This is a genomic window from Pseudoalteromonas sp. Cn5-37, from assembly GCF_021532495.1.
Lineage (GTDB): Bacteria > Pseudomonadota > Gammaproteobacteria > Enterobacterales > Alteromonadaceae > Pseudoalteromonas > Pseudoalteromonas simplex.
In genome coordinates, this window is sequence record NZ_JAKGBA010000005.1 from 1 (window position 1) to 15,337 (window position 15,337).

Consider the following 15,337-nt stretch of genomic DNA (forward strand, 5'->3'; position numbering starts at 1 on the left):
GGCTATTTCAGTTTTGACTTGTTCAATGAGTGTATTCATGACTTACCTCCAAGTTATGGGATAACCCCAAGGTAAGTGTGGCTCAAATTATAAGAATAGGATCTCCGCGTAGCGGCTTAGTTCAACATGTTTATAGCGAGCTAATCGCGCGTTTTTCTACCACAGCGTAGCTCGTTTTTCTTATTAGATTATTTCTAACAAACTTGTTAACTAATTACCAGTGTTAATAAAATTTAAGAGTTCTCGCTTTTACCTCAGGATAAAAACGAGCGATTGGGTCGTTTTCTTGCCTATACGAGCGACTGAGCTAAAACTGTATATATATATACAGCCTCATTTCAAAGGAATGAAAATGAAAACTCGCTCTCCTTATTTAAACTACATTGCAGACTATATGCTCACTCGTCAGTATTCATTAAGAACAATTAATGCTTATTTAGGTTGGATCGCAAAATTTATTCACTTTCACAACAAACGTCACCCAAGCTCAATGGGAGATGCAGAAGTCAAAGCGTTTTTAGACCATATTGTATTAAAACGTAATATGTCACCTAGAACACAAAGTGCAGCTTTAAATGCGCTCGCTTTTTTATATAAACATATTGTCAAAAATGAGCTTTCTTTAAACTTGAATTTTGCACGAAGTAATCGACAACCCAAGCTGCCTGTAGTGATGACGCCTGATGAAGTAAAGCAATTGATGAGTCATCTTTCCAAGCGATATTACTTAATCACGGGGTTAATGTATGGAAGTGGTTTGCGTGTGATGGAAGCGGTGCAATTGCGAGTAAAGGACATTGATTTTGATTACAAAGGTTATTACGCCTCATACCTTGCGCCATTCATTTGCAACGCACCTATTGCAAAGTGGCGCCGATATTCGCACCGTTCAAGCACAATTGGGCCACTCTGATGTCAAAACCACACAGATTTACACCCATGTTTTACAACAAGGAGCAAACGGTGTTGTAAGCCCATTAAGCAAAATTTTCTAGCTATTATTAAAGATGCGTTAACTTATCATTCAATGTGTAGGGCTTGGACCGTTTCTTGATTGCTCAAAGCAGCAGTTAGAGCATTTAACCTAAATTATTTTGGGGCAGAATCAAGGTAAGGCTTATTTTTTGCTTTTGGCACAGAGCCGTCCTTCAGTACCAACTTATTTATATTGAAAAATGGTTTTCTACAAATAAGTTTATACACGAAAAAAGTGCCTAGGATGATTTTTAAACGTATATATTGTGCACATTATGACTGTGCGCTACAATTTCTGTACTGATGCACAAGGGGACAGTGCAAGGATATGGCTGTAAATTTTAAGGATGAGTGGCTCTAAGCATTCTATGAAGAGGAAAAGCGGCATCGATTAATCCCTAAGGTTATCAAGAATGCTTTATATCGTAAGCTAGAAATATTAGATGCAGCAAAGGCTGAATCTGACTTAAGAGTACCACCAGGTAACCGGTTTGAATATCTTGAAAGTAACTTAAAAGTAACTTGAAAGATTGGGGCTCAATACGAGTGAACAAACAGTATCGATTGATTTTTAAGTGGGTTGATGGTGTAGCAGAAAACACCTATTTAGACCCTCATAAGTATTGAGGTAAGGGTTATGCGTATTACAAAGCGTCGTCCAGTGAGTGTAGGTGAAATGCTGAAGCTAGAGTTTTTGGAGCCTATGGGCATTACATCAAAAATTTTAGCTGAAGCAATGGGTGTGCATAGAAATACAGTTAGTAACTTGATTAATGGCGGTAGCTTAACGGCGCCACTTGCAATTAAGCTAGCTGCTGCGTTAGGGAATACCCCAGAGTTTTGGCTTAATATCCAGCACTCCGTAGATTTATGGGATACGAGAAACCGTTATCAAGAAGAGGCTAAATCTGTAAAACCCTTACTTTCTGCTCAAAAAACTTCACTACGTACATCACAAACTATTTAAAGAACTCATAACGTATATTGTTAATCCACAATCTTGATCATTACGGCAAATTCATTTGCTAGTGAAGCTGAGAAAGACGAGTTAAAAGCTTTCGTACAGAAGTTTTTATAATTAGCTTTTTTTATCCGACAATATTTCGTGGCATGTAATGCACAGAGCCACGCTAACACACAGGTGTTAGCGGGCATCATTAACTTAGGAGCCAATTAGCTCACTCAACTAAATTAATTAAGTGTGGGCTGCACATCTAAGCCATAGCCAAACATTACAGCTAATACTAATACAACCGATGCTGCGACCATTAGTTTAATTAGTAGTGGTAAACAGAATCTAAACCAATGTCCGTAGGGCACACCTGCCATCCCTAAAATGCCCATAAGTACGGCATTGGTAGGTATGATCATATTTGAAAAGCCATCACCAAATTGGTAAGCAAGCACAGCAACTTGTCTTGGTACACCGACTAAATCACCTAGTGGCGCCATTAATGGCATGGTGACATAAGCTTGGCCTGATCCAGAAGGAATAAACGTATTGAGTAGGGTTTGAATAACCAGCATGCCAATTGCAGATATTTCAGCAGATACATAAGAAAGCGGTAACGACATGCCATGTACAAGGCTATGCAGGATTTGGCCGTCTTCTAAAATAAGGGCGATACCCCGTGCAACACCAATTAACACTGCGGTGGTAACAAGATCAGATACGCCTTCTATAAATTTGTTTGCTGCTTCATCAGCAGATAGTTTGCCTAAAATGGATACAACCACACCCCAAGCAATAAAAACACCACCTAGCTCGTATAAGTACCAGCCCTTAGTTGCGATGCCCCATACTGCAATTGCTAGGGTAATAATAAAGCTGCCTAAAACTAGTTTATGGCGCAGGGCAAGTGCTGGGTAACTTGTTGCTGTTTGATTTTCCAGTGGGCAAGGCACGCCAATCATCATTGATTTAGACGGATCGTTCGCTACCTTTTTGGTGTATTGCCAAACATGATGAAAACCAATGAGTACAAATGGAATAAATATAGCTAAACGTAACCACAGACCAGAGTAAACAGGAATGCCTGCAATTTGCTGTGCGATTAATACCGTAAATGGGTTAAATGCCGATACCCCATAACCAATGCCATAACCTGCGACTATCATCCCTACGGCGGTCATTGCATCTAGGCGCATTGCTTTACAAAGCGCGACGAGAATAATAACAAAAGGAATATATTCGCCGGCGGTACCAATACTGCTTGATGCTAAGGCAAAGCAAAACACCACCATAAAGATTAATCGTTGCGGTTTTTTACCGTGTCGCTCTAAAAGCCTACCAATGAGCGCATCAACAGTGCCTGTGGCACGTGCAACAGCTAATACGCCGCCCACAATTAACACAAAGAAAATAACATCTTGAGCAGCAGCAAAAGCGCGAGGTATGGCTTGTAATAAATCCCATGGAGTTAAGTAATGGCGCTCAGCAACCGTTTGATAGGTGCCCGCAACAACCATTTCTCGGCCTGATTCACTTAATGTAGTAGTGAAAAAACCTTGTGGTACTAACCAGGTAGCAATAAGCGCAACAACCATCATGCCCAGCAGCAGTATCAGGGTATGTGGAACTTTAAAACGTAAACCCATTTATTCTCCGTAATTATGTTAGGTTAAATTCTTGAAATCATAACATGATAAAAGCGGATAGGTTGTCTCTAAAATGTCCACACTGTTAATGATTGTAATAATTAAGATACAAAAAAGGCCAGAAAACTGGCCTTATAAAGTTTATTTGAATTTTATTTAGCTAACCCAAATGGGTCATCGATGCTATGAGCAGGCTCGGTAAACCAACGCGGACCTTCGTCTGTCATATAAAAGTGATCTTCTAAGCGAATACCAAACTCATCAGGTACGACAATCATAGGTTCATTACTAAAACACATACCTGTTGCGAGTGGGGTAGGGTTACCACCCACGAGGTATGGCCATTCATGAATATCTAAACCAATGCCATGGCCGGTTCTGTGTGGGCAGCCTGGTGTTTGATACTCTGGTCCCATGCCATTTTCGGCAAGGTACTGTCTTGCAGCATCGTCTACTTTGCCACATGCCACACCATTTTTTGCGGCAGCAAAAGCAGCAAGTTGGGCATTTTTCTCGTGTTGCCAAAACATACGTTGACGTTCGGTTGCTTCACCAAATACATAAGTACGGGTAATGTCAGAGAGGTAATCATGCACTTTACAGCCAGTATCAATCAGTACCACGTCACCTTTTTTAAGGGTTTGCGGATTTTTAACACCATGCGGAAAAGACGACGCAACACCAAATAACACAATACAAAAATAGTTACCCGGTGCGCCGACTTTTTGGTGCGCTTTTTTAATAAAGGCTTCAACCTCAGTTGTGGTGATACCTTCATAAAGCATACTTGCCGTTGCTTTGTGTACTTCTAAAGTCATGTCCATAGCACGTTGCATTAAGGCAAGTTCATTGGCTGATTTATGCATACGGCAGTGCGCTGTCACGCACTGTGCGTTAACAATGTTGTAATTGCCGTTAGCTTTATTAATGCCGTCGTAGATGAAAAACTGTGCGCTTTCATCAATACCAAGGGTGCCTGTTTTGCTAATGCCCATTTCTGTAAGAACATCTACACATAGTTGATAAGGGTTTTCGTGTTCTTGCCAACCACGAATTGGGCCATCAATCACCATAAAATCGTTTAAGCTGCCGATTTCAAAAAACGGCGCTATGTATTGCACATCACCTTTTGCAGGTAAAATAGCGCCAACTAAACGCTCACTTGCGTACCAACGCATCCCTGTAAAATAGGCTAGGTTAGTGCCTGCATTTAAATAAATTGCATCAATGTTGTTTGCTTGCATATACGCTTGTGCTTTTGCGATACGCGCATCAAATTCGTCATTTTGAATAGGGGTTAAATCTGTTGTCATATCTGACAAAGAGTCAAGCGCCTGCTCTGGCGTTTGTGTGCCAATACCATATGTTGTCATTGTGTACTCCTTGGTTTTTTCTGCATTGTGGCTTGAGTAAACAGTTGATGCAAACTCACTGCGACTAATCGCATAATATTCGTATTTATGGACATAACTGTTAGCATGCGCAAAAAATAAGGAGCGACAATGCAAGTTAATTACTTAAAAAGACAAGCTGAATTTAAAGCCTTGCTAGAGCAACAAGGTTACAGCGCCATGTTAGTACTTGGTCATGAAAATATTCGTTACTTAAGTGGTTTTAGCGGTAATGCTGCTTATGCATTAATTACTCAAGATGCGTGTGTGTTGATCACTGATTACCGATACCACCAACGTGCAATTGCAGAAACAACTGGGTTTGAAGTTGTTTGTCGAGACAGAGACAACGAAACCCTTGGCCATTGTATAAATAGGCACCTTAACCCGAACAGCCATGTCGCATTTGATGCAAGCTATGTCACGGTAGCAATTTGGCAAGGTGTGGCAGATGAACTAACCGGTCACACTCTAACAGCGGTAAACGGCTTAATTGAAAAACTTAGACGCGTTAAAGACAACTGGGAAGTTGCGCAAATCAAAGCTGCTGCGGCCATCGCTGATGAAGCATTAGCACAAACGCTACCTTATTTTAAACCGGGTGTAACTGAGCGTGACCTTGCCTTAGAGCTTGAATTTAGAATGCAAAAGCTAGGTTCAGAAGGTATGTCGTTTGCCACCATTATGCTGTTTGCAGAGCGCTCAGCCTTGCCGCATGGTAACCCGTCAGATCAGGTTTTAAAGAAAGGTGACTTTGTAACCCTTGATTTTGGTGCAGTTGTAAATGGCTATCGCTCTGATATGACCCGTAGTTACATTATTGGCGAAGCATCAGAAAAACAAACCCGTATTTATAATACCGTACTCGATGCACAAAATGCGGCACTTGAAATGGTTAAACCGGGTATTAACTGTTTAGATTTAAATGCTATATCAAACAAGGTGATTACTGAGGCGGGCTTTGGCGAATACGCCGGTAAAGGGCTTGGCCATGGTTTAGGGCTGTTTTTACATGAAGTGCCATTTATCAACACATTGACAGACTACAACCTTGAAGTGGGTAATGTGATCACCATTGAGCCCGGCATTTATATACCAGGCTATGGTGGTGTACGCCTTGAAGATGACATAGTTATCACCGAATCTGGTTTTGAGGTGTTAACCCATGCGCCTAAGCCATTTATAATCTAGTGCTTAAATTAAAGGTTACTTTTTAGCATACGCTAAGCGGGCTAAACGTTCAGTTACATGGTAACTATCAAGCCCGCTCACCGCGACTGTACCAATGGCTTCAATATCGATAAAGCCATCTTCTTGCAAACACGCCTCATCTAAATAGATATCGGTTATTTCACCTATGATCAGCTCAGTGCCATTGATGGCAAGGTAGTGGTGTTCTTTCAGCTCAAGCGCATATTTAAGCTTACTTTCTTTTACAAAAGGCGCTGTAAAGTCATTTAGGTATTCAGTACTGAGCCCTGTTGCATCAAATTCAGACTCACCTTTATCGTAGCGTGCTGATGTTTGATGTGCTTTGTTATAAATGTCTTTGTTCACGTGGTTAATCGTGTACTGCTTAGTGGCTAATAAGTTCTCTAAGGTATGGCGAGGCACTGAATGAGGCCTTATGATCATACCCACTAAAGGGGGATGTGCCCCAAGATGAAATACTGAACTGACAATCGCTAAGTTAGTTTGGCCGTTACTATCTTGTGTGCCAACTAAGTTGGCACTTTTAAACCCCGACAAACTATTAATTAAATGAGCGCGGTAGCGGTTTTCTAAATCAGCAATGACTTGTTTTGTAAAATGCATAAATTTCCTGTTACCAGTCTATGGGTTTTCCTTGCCAGTCAAAGTAGGCAGGGTTTTGTGATTGTTGTAAATAGTCAGCATCACTTATCAATGAATACAGCTGCTCGGCTACAAACTTAGGGGTAAATAACTTTCCTTTGGGTACATTTGCCTGAAAGGGTTTTGATAACGGCGTATCAGTGGTACCTGGGTGAAATAACACGCAGTAGCACTTTTTATTGCGTCTGCTAAGTTCAATCGCTGCAGATTTAAATAACATATTTAATGCCGCCTTCGATGCCCGATAGCTATACCAACCGCCTAACTTGTTATCACTGATGCTACCAACACGTGCACTAAGGGCACACACCACAGTTGAAACTTGTGGCTTTAAAAGCGATGAGAATAAAGTCACACAGCGAATTGGTAGTAGAGCATTCGTCATCATGCTATTTATAAAGTGCTGCTCAGATATTTGTTCAAGTTTACGTTCAGGCGCATTATCTGGATCATGTAATAGGCCGTTAAATATCATCAACTGGGCTAAATCATAGTGGCCATCGGCAAGTTCTTTAGCAATGCCACTTAAGCTTTGCTCTGAATAATCAGTAATAAAATGCTGGTGACTTATCTCATTGCTTGATGACTCATTGAAACTTGCCTTAAATTCATCTCGACTGATGGTGACGATATGACCCGTGTTGATTTGTTTATGAAGAGTAGTGAAATAGGCATTTGCAATTTCACTGCGTGCACCACACAAAATATAGAGTTGCATTTTTGACCTGTTATAAAAATATTTGAAAAAAATTTCGCTCAAACTATCACCAACTAATAAAATGATAGTAGCTCTGTTTGTCTTGAGCTAACCCTACAAACATATAAAAAAAGGCGGGTAAAGATTTGACCATGCAAACATTAAGGATGCCTTAATTTACGGGGATTTTACCTTTTAAATTGGTAAGTCCATTTTACCAATTGAGCTAGCTTTAACGCTTTGTAGCTGACTAAGCTGCGTATTTATTACACTTTTATGTTTATAGATTGGTTATTCTTTTTTACGAGTATGTTAGAAAATTCGATCTATTAAATTAACGCTGACAATGATATTAATAAAAGGGATCAGTATTTAGCTGCGCTCGTGCTTGGCTAAATACTGTGCAGTAAGTACTTTCAACTTAGTTAAAGAAAGGAGTATGAGAATGAGTGAACAATACGCTGCACTTCGCGGTAATGTTAGTATGCTTGGACAAATGCTGGGTCAAACCATTAAAGATGCACAAGGACAAGCCATTTTAGATAAGGTAGAAGAGATTCGCGCTTTATCTAAATCGTCACGTAGTGGTAACGAAGCCGACAGACAGGCGCTTATCGAAGTACTACACGCTCTCACAGATGAAGAACTATTACCGGTTGCACGCTCATTTAATCATTTTTTGAATCTTGCTAATGTTGCTGAACAATTTCATACCGTATCGCGCTTTAATGATGTTGGCTTTTGCCAACTAAACCCTCTCACTCAAACATTAAAAGCGTTAGCAACAGCTTCAAAGCAAGGTCAAGTTGATCCGAATCACTTGGCACAAACACTCTCAAAACTCCACATCAATTTAGTACTGACGGCTCACCCAACTGAGGTGACACGCCGTACAATGATCAATAAACATGTTGAATTAAGTGATTGCCTTGCCTCTTTAGAGCGTAAAGACAACTTACCAAGTGAACGTGCAGATTTATTAAACCGCATTGCCCAACTTATTAGCCAAGCGTGGCATACCGACGACATTCGTCGCTCACGCCCAACGCCAATTGACGAAGCTAAATGGGGTTTTGCGGTTATTGAAAATAGCTTATGGCATGCTGTTCCGCGTTTCTTACGCGAGTTTGGCGAAGACGTAAAAGCAGAGCTTGATCTAGAGCTGCCGATTGATTTCAGCCCAATTGAATTTACTTCTTGGATGGGCGGCGACCGTGATGGTAACCCGTTTGTAACTGCTGAAGTCACACAGCAAGTACTTGATCATGGCCGCTGGATGGCACTCGATTTGTATTCGCGTGATATCGAAACGCTAAGCAATGAGCTATCAATGTCGGATGCAAGCGATGAGCTTATTGAGCTTGCAGGTCAAGACTTTGAACCTTATCGTGCGGTGCTTAAAAAATTAAAGAATCAAATTGCCGAAACTGTGACCCATTTGGGCGCTAAAATTAAGAATAAGCGCACTGATTCTGAAGATTTAATTACCGATATCGCGCAAATTAAACACCCAATCGAAGTGTGCTATCGCTCGCTTATTAAGACCAACATGAAAGTGGTTGCCGATGGCTTGCTGCTTGATGTTCTGCGCCGTATTAACAGCTTTGGTCTGCGTCTTGCTAAACTCGATGTCCGTCAGGATTCATCGCGTCATGGTGATGTTTTCTCTGAGTTAACACGTTATTTAGGTTTAGGTGATTACCATCAATGGCAAGAGGAAGACAAACAAGCGTTTTTACTTGCTGAGTTAAACTCTCGCCGCCCGCTAATTCCAAAACATTGGCAACCAAGCCCAGAAGTACAAGAGGTGCTAGATACATTTGATGTAATCGCAGCGCAAGATGCTCAAACATTTGGCTTGTATATTATTTCGATGGCACGAACTGCATCTGATGTACTGGCAGTACAGTTACTGCTTAAAGAAAGTGGTTGTATGTTTAACTTACCGGTTGCGCCATTATTTGAAACGTTAGACGACTTAAATAATGGTAAAGAGGTTATCGAATGTTTACTTGATAACACTTGGTACCGTGGTCATATTCAAAACCAGCAAAATGTCATGATCGGCTACTCAGACTCAGCAAAAGATGCAGGCATGATGGCTGCTGGTTGGGCACAATATGAAGCTATGGATAAACTTGTTCAATTAGCCGAAAATCGCGGTATTGAGCTTATTTTATTCCACGGCCGTGGTGGTACTGTTGGTCGTGGTGGCGCGCCAGCTGCACAAGCACTTCGCTCACAGCCTCCAGGTTCATTAAAAGGTGGCCTACGTGTAACAGAGCAAGGTGAAATGATCCGCTTTAAGTTTGGTTTGCCTGCTGTTGCCCTGCAAAGCTTAAATATTTATGCTGGTGCAGTTCTAGAGAGTAACTTGCTTCCACCACCAGAACCGAAGAGCGAATGGCGAGATGTTATGGAACTGATCAGTGCTGATTCGTGTGAGCATTACCGCCAAGTTGTGCGCCATGATGAAAACTTTGTACCTTACTTTAGAATGGCAACGCCAGAGCAAGAGCTATCTAAATTACCACTTGGTTCTCGCCCTGCGAAGCGCAACCCGAACGGTGGGGTAGAAAGTCTTCGTGCTATTCCATGGATCTTTGCATGGAGCCAAAACCGTCTAATGCTGCCAGCTTGGTTAGGTGCATTAACAGGCCTTAAAGCTGCATTAGAGAAGTATGGCATCGAGACACTTCACGAAATGAGCTTAAAATGGCCATTCTTCCGTGCTCGTTTAGAGATGCTAGAAATGGTATTTAGTAAAGCCGATTCATGGTTAAGTGCGCATTACGATGATGCATTAGTAACTGAGCAATATAAGCCATTAGGCGTAAAACTTCGTCAGGAGTTGAGTGAGGCTATTGAGCTTGTGCAATCGCTTAGCCCACAAAAGAGCCTGCTTGCAGACCAACCTTGGATCAAAGAGTCAATAGCGCTTCGTAACCCGTACACAGATCCACTTAACTTATTACAAGTTGAGTTACTGCGTCGTTCACGCGAAGCTGACGAGGGCTCTGAAGGCGATATTGATAATGCCTTGATGATCACTATGACAGGTATCGCTGCTGGTATGCGTAATACCGGTTAATAGCTAGTATCATCAACCAATCGAGCATCGATTGGTAGGCTAATAACAAATCGTGCGCCGTGTTCATAAGGCTCGGCGCATATTTCTCCTTTCAAATTAAATTTAACTGCATTAAAAACAACATTTAACCCAAGTCCTAGGTGTTTATCGCCCATATTAGTGGTATAGAAAGGAGTAAAGATATCATGCAAGATAGTTTCCTTAATACCGACCCCGTTGTCTTGATAAATAATTTCGACATGCTTAGGAAAAGCTTTAATCTCGATCTCAATTAAACCGTGTAGCTTTATTGTAAAACCATGTTCGCAGGAATTAATGATTAAGGTTTTTAATATGTCTCCAATAATTGCAGGGTAAGAAGTTATTACAACAGTATCGCCCTGAATATCGAATTTAATACACTTTCCTAAATAACTTGAGAAAGGCAGAACTCTGCGTGATATTTCTTCTTTTAGGTTAAACTGGACTAGCGGTTTATCTAAATCAATAGACACATTGAGTGCCTTAAATTCTTCGACAATACTGGCAAGTCGAGCGATGCTAGCCTGTATTAAATCTTTTGCATCGTTTGTATCGTTTAAAAAGCTATGAAGGTGCTTGCTAGATAGCTCTTGAGATTTAAACTTTTGGCAAATAAGTGTAAGTTGATCATCAATTAAAGAGCTAGCGGTTACAATGGTGCCAATGGGCGTATTTAATTGATGCGCCATACCAGATACTAATGCGGTTAACGATGCTATTTTTTCGATTTCAATAAGTTGTGCTTGTGTGTTATGAAGTTTTGTTAATGTTTTAGATAGGGCATTCTTTTGTTGCTTCGTCCTCACTGTCATCAACGTTAATACGATTAAAATTGAGCATAAGGCAAAAGCAATCGCCATAAAAATCACTTTATTTGCTTTATTTTTTGAAGCCTGAACTTGATTTGATTTAGTTAAAAGTTCTATTTCTGCTTCTTTAGTCGTTATATCTAATTCTGCTAACGCTTTGGCAAGATTAGTACTGGTTTGTCTTCTTAGAATTTTTTCTTGAGTTTCATAGAGCTGTTTGTATGCATCAATTGCTGCATGGTAGTTTTTTTGTTGTAAATGCAAAGAGGCTGATAGCTCTTGTGTAGCTAGCAATAATTGATAGTCAGAGATTTTTTTATTTTTTAAATCAATTGACTGAATTTGTGCTAGAGCCAATGCAGGTTTATTTTGGGCTTTGTATGTTTTAGCAAGTTCTAATACTACAGCAAGCTTATCGCTTTGAAGATTATTCTCATTTAGTAAATTGAGTGCTTTTTTCAATATTATTTTTGCTTTTTTATATTGTGCTTGAGAGTTATAAATTTTTCCCTGAGTGGTTAGATTAACTATTTGGTGTGAAAGAAAGTCGTTGCTTTTCTGAAAGTTATATATGTTACTAAGTAGTTCTAATGCTTGGTCATATTTTTTTAAACCAAGCAAAGCCTTAGCAAGAAGATTACTCGTAAACGACTCATTAAAGGTATGGTTATTTGTTTTGCTGTACTCTCTAAATTTTTTAAATATTTCTGCTGCATTGTTATATAGGTGTAATTTTAAGTAGATAACAGCGATGTTGTTTTCAGTTTGCATTACAAGGTTATTATTCCTCATCTTTGCAAAAGGGAGCGCTTGTTTGTAATGATTAAGTGCTTCTTGATATAACCCTAAATGGGAATAGATATTACCCGAAATATTATAGTAGCCATACATCAGGCTCTTATCTTTCGATTTGGCAACCATACTCTCGAACTCTACAAGCGTAATCATCGCTTCATCTAGTTTATTATTACCAGATAAAACCCACGCTTTATAGTTAGTCATAATGATCTTCTGTTCAAGATTCAACTCAGAATTTGCTAGTATTTTATTTACTTCTTCTAAACCTAGCTGTCTTGAGTTTGCGTAAGTGTTTCTGACTTGGTTGCGTAGTTTTTCAAATTCTGTTGCTGTAATTGCGGTTGCTTGCAAAGGAACTGACAAAAACATGCCTGCGATAATTGGAACCATGAATCTCATGATTTATTCCTATCCAAGCAAACATGTATCATCTGACAATACGTGTTTACTCTACTGCTTTAAGATGATGTTCATTGTAAGTTTTCACTCATTTTAAGGGCATCTGAAAAGGCTTAAATTAAAGGCAGAATTCTCGTGCATGTTTAAAAAAAGCATTAAAGGTTAATTTAAGGTAACGCCAAAAATGTATTTTTCTAGTTATAAATTCTTATATTTTATACTGGTCATACCTATTTAATTGCTAGCTATTGACTAGGTTAGGGTTATAAATAAAATATGCTGGCTTTCAACCCTGAGAGCTAGAGTTAACCCCTAACCACTCACGCAGTTTAAGAGTATTTTTATGTCAAACGTGTCTACTTGCATTACCTATGATGCATCTACGTCGTTAGTTATGATGACGTTAAGAGGGACGGCAAGCGCACAGGATGTGATTAACTTTTACCAAATCGCCCAACAATACTCAGTATTATATGGGTCAGATAAAATACTCGTTGACGTGTCTGAGTTGACACACAATTTCGCACCTGCTGATTTATTCACAATTATGCCGGCAGTGGCAAACTCTTTGAAAGAAGCTGTTGTAGCAATTGTCGTAAGTTTTGATGGTTTTATGCACGACTTATTTATGCAAAAAGCAAAGCGCTATAACTTACAAGCTGAGAATTTTGAATGTTTTAACAAAGCAAAAAATTGGCTGGTTCGTCAATAATAGGTCGAGCTAGTCATCGCTATTTTGTTGTGTATATCTGGGCTTACAAATACCGCTAATTTTTAGCTTTTATTGTGCGATTTACCTTGATGTTTACCGCCAAAACCTAGCAATTCATTACGTAACCTTTTAAACTGTTTAGCCAATTAATAATTATAATTTGTTATGACAGCAACTAGGATAGATGCAAGCAAACTAGCTCAAAATTCAGAGCCGTTTAGCTTCAATGATCAACAAAAAAATTCTCTTTTTGCCCAGCTTAAACAGCAACGTGGCATCTTATCTCAAACAGATATTTCTTCTCTTTGTCAGCAGTTTCAAGTTAGCCAACTTGAGTTACTAAAAGCCTGTGTACCCGTCGCAAGTTTATTTTCTGTGGCGCCTATTTCTAAATTCTACGTGGGCGCTATTGCAGTTGGGTTAAATGAGCAAGACGAAACAAATTTCTATTTTGGCGCTAATGTTGAGTTTTCTCATCAAGCCTTGAGTTTAGTCGTTCATGCTGAGCAATCAGCGATTAATAATGCATGGCTTAATGGCGCGCAAGCAGTACAAAGAATTGCAATCAGTGACGCTCCTTGTGGCTATTGCCGTCAATTTATGAATGAATTGAGTACTGCAGACTCACTTGAGATTTTATTGCCAGAGCGTGACTTTAACCTTCATGAGTTATTACCTTATTCATTTGGCCCGAAAGATTTAGGTAATGATGCGTGTTTATTTTCGCATAAGCAAAGTGATAAACAATTTGCCGACCTTACCATTGATGACGCAAAACTTATTCAATTAGCACTCAATGCATATGTGCCATACACAGGTAATTTTAGTGCTGTTAAATTAAGTACATTTACCGAAGGGGATTTTTACGGAAGCTATGCCGAAAATGCTGCCTATAGTCCAAGCCTTTCGCCATTACAAAGTGCATTGAGTCAGTTTTATCTTGCGGGTTTAAGCTTTGATGATAAAACAGTTAAGTCGATAACCTTGTTAGAAACACAAGGGGCAGAAAATCAATATGAGGTGGCTAAATCTGTGCTGGCAAGCTTTGCAAACCCACCAGCATTTGAGCACTATATTGCGAAATTAAGTAACGCTTAATTAAGCAATAGTTTTGCAGCTTCAATGACGACGGCGACTGATTTTTTCTCAATCTCGCCGTGGTCAACATTCGGAATCTCTTGTTTAGTACGATTTACTAAAACACCTGCAACACATGCTGCGCGTAAGCCAAGGGCAGCACACATAGTAAATAGTGTTGCTGATTCCATCTCGTAGTTCATCACACCTAGTTTTTGCCACTCTTCACAGCTGCCTTGGAATGAGCGCGGAACATAACCTGAATAAGTATCGTAACGCTCTTGACCTGGGTAGAATGTGTCACTTGATGCAGTAATACCAATGTGGAAATTAATTCCTAATTTATCACATGCATTGACCATTGCTTGTGTAGCAAAAAAGTCAGACACAGCAGGGTAGCTTAGTGGTGCAAAATGCTGGCTTGCGCCATCTAATCGAACAGATGCTTGGCTAATTAAAATGTCGCCTTCATTGATGTGCGGCTGAATAGCACCGGTCGTGCCAATTCGCAAAAAGGTATCAATACCTAGCTGAGCAAGCTCTTCAACAGCAATTGAAGTAGATGGGCCGCCAATACCGGTTGAACAAACGACAACACTGTGGCCGTTTAGCTCACCACGGTAAACATGAAATTCACGAGTCTTCGCTAAGCATTCAGGGTTATCAAGAAGCGTAGAAATGCGTGCTGAGCGGTCAGGATCGCCAGGTACGATAGCAAGAGTTGCCCCTTTTAAGTCGTCACGTGTGATCCCTAAGTGAAATACCTTTTCCATTATTAAACCTTATTTTTGTCTAAAGCGTAATACTTTAATCATATGTGTTTAAAGTACAGGACAGATGTCCGATTAACTTAACAATGTTGCAAGAATTGCACAGTTAACCTAAACCTAAAGATGTCACCTTTAATGAGGATAC

Annotated in this window: 13 protein-coding genes and 1 pseudogene; 8 read left to right on the top strand and 6 right to left on the bottom strand. The window is 39.9% G+C overall.

Going from position 1 to position 15,337, the window contains the following annotated elements; all coding sequences use genetic code 11:
* Nucleotides 1-352 precede the first annotated feature (352 nt).
* The 4 genes and pseudogenes from L1266_RS22370 to L1266_RS08955 all read left to right on the top strand — a co-directional run bounded on the left by L1266_RS22370 (nucleotide 353) and on the right by L1266_RS08955 (nucleotide 1,942).
* A pseudogene (locus tag L1266_RS22370) lies at nucleotides 353-995 on the top strand (tyrosine-type recombinase/integrase).
* A 386-nt stretch (nucleotides 996-1,381) separates the two neighbouring features.
* The gene (locus tag L1266_RS22260; RefSeq protein ID WP_268795031.1) at nucleotides 1,382-1,501 is read left to right on the top strand and encodes a type II toxin-antitoxin system RelE/ParE family toxin; all 120 of its coding nucleotides are present in this window, start codon (nucleotides 1,382-1,384) and stop codon (nucleotides 1,499-1,501) included.
* Between the two features lie 20 nt (nucleotides 1,502-1,521).
* The gene (locus L1266_RS22265; protein ID WP_268795032.1) at nucleotides 1,522-1,602 is read left to right on the top strand and encodes a type II toxin-antitoxin system RelE/ParE family toxin; all 81 of its coding nucleotides are present in this window, start codon (nucleotides 1,522-1,524) and stop codon (nucleotides 1,600-1,602) included.
* A gap of 10 nt (nucleotides 1,603-1,612) precedes the next feature.
* Nucleotides 1,613-1,942 (top strand): HigA family addiction module antitoxin, encoded by a 330-nt coding sequence (locus tag L1266_RS08955; RefSeq protein WP_054552154.1) that lies wholly within the window; start codon nucleotides 1,613-1,615, stop codon nucleotides 1,940-1,942.
* Nucleotides 1,943-2,166: 224 nt separating this feature from the next.
* Here L1266_RS08955 and L1266_RS08960 read toward each other — a convergent pair whose 3' ends face one another.
* Both L1266_RS08960 and L1266_RS08965 read right to left on the bottom strand, forming a co-directional pair.
* Nucleotides 2,167-3,573: a YfcC family protein gene (locus tag L1266_RS08960; protein WP_054552155.1), complete on the bottom strand. Its 1,407-nt coding sequence runs from the start codon at nucleotides 3,571-3,573 to the stop codon at nucleotides 2,167-2,169.
* Nucleotides 3,574-3,725: 152 nt separating this feature from the next.
* Nucleotides 3,726-4,946, bottom strand: coding sequence for a M24 family metallopeptidase (locus L1266_RS08965; RefSeq protein WP_235377352.1), 1,221 nt, complete (start codon nucleotides 4,944-4,946; stop codon nucleotides 3,726-3,728).
* Nucleotides 4,947-5,075: 129 nt separating this feature from the next.
* Here L1266_RS08965 and L1266_RS08970 point away from each other — a divergent pair, with 129 nt between their 5' ends.
* Complete coding sequence (locus tag L1266_RS08970; protein ID WP_235377353.1) at nucleotides 5,076-6,155, top strand: M24 family metallopeptidase; 1,080 nt, start codon at nucleotides 5,076-5,078, stop codon at nucleotides 6,153-6,155.
* 15 nt (nucleotides 6,156-6,170) lie between these two features.
* On the opposite strand, the gene L1266_RS08975 is transcribed toward L1266_RS08970, so the two are convergent.
* A complete protein-coding gene (locus L1266_RS08975; RefSeq protein WP_235377354.1) occupies nucleotides 6,171-6,779 on the bottom strand; it encodes a flavin reductase family protein in 609 nt (202 codons plus the stop codon).
* Between the two features lie 10 nt (nucleotides 6,780-6,789).
* Nucleotides 6,790-7,536 (bottom strand): SDR family NAD(P)-dependent oxidoreductase, encoded by a 747-nt coding sequence (locus L1266_RS08980; protein ID WP_054552159.1) that lies wholly within the window; start codon nucleotides 7,534-7,536, stop codon nucleotides 6,790-6,792.
* A 424-nt stretch (nucleotides 7,537-7,960) separates the two neighbouring features.
* Here L1266_RS08980 and ppc point away from each other — a divergent pair, with 424 nt between their 5' ends.
* Complete coding sequence (gene ppc / locus L1266_RS08985; RefSeq protein WP_235377355.1) at nucleotides 7,961-10,606, top strand: phosphoenolpyruvate carboxylase; 2,646 nt, start codon at nucleotides 7,961-7,963, stop codon at nucleotides 10,604-10,606.
* On the opposite strand, the gene L1266_RS08990 is transcribed toward ppc, so the two are convergent.
* On the bottom strand, nucleotides 10,603-12,633 hold the full coding sequence (locus tag L1266_RS08990; RefSeq protein WP_235377356.1) for an ATP-binding protein: 2,031 nt from the start codon (nucleotides 12,631-12,633) through the stop codon (nucleotides 10,603-10,605). The genes ppc and L1266_RS08990 overlap by 4 nt on opposite strands.
* A gap of 343 nt (nucleotides 12,634-12,976) precedes the next feature.
* Between L1266_RS08990 and L1266_RS08995 the strand changes: the two genes are divergently transcribed.
* Both L1266_RS08995 and cdd read left to right on the top strand, forming a co-directional pair.
* Nucleotides 12,977-13,345 carry a hypothetical protein gene (locus tag L1266_RS08995; protein WP_054552162.1) on the top strand — a complete coding sequence of 123 codons (369 nt, stop codon included), beginning with the start codon at nucleotides 12,977-12,979 and terminating at the stop codon, nucleotides 13,343-13,345.
* A 165-nt stretch (nucleotides 13,346-13,510) separates the two neighbouring features.
* Nucleotides 13,511-14,443, top strand: a complete 933-nt coding sequence (cdd, locus tag L1266_RS09000; protein WP_235377357.1) for a cytidine deaminase — start codon at nucleotides 13,511-13,513, stop codon at nucleotides 14,441-14,443.
* Here the strand turns inward: cdd and udp are convergent.
* Entirely contained in the window at nucleotides 14,440-15,195 is a 756-nt protein-coding gene (gene udp / locus L1266_RS09005) for a uridine phosphorylase (protein ID WP_054552164.1), read from the bottom strand. The two genes, cdd and udp, sit on opposite strands and share 4 nt — an antisense overlap.
* Between the last annotated feature and the right edge of the window lie 142 nt (nucleotides 15,196-15,337).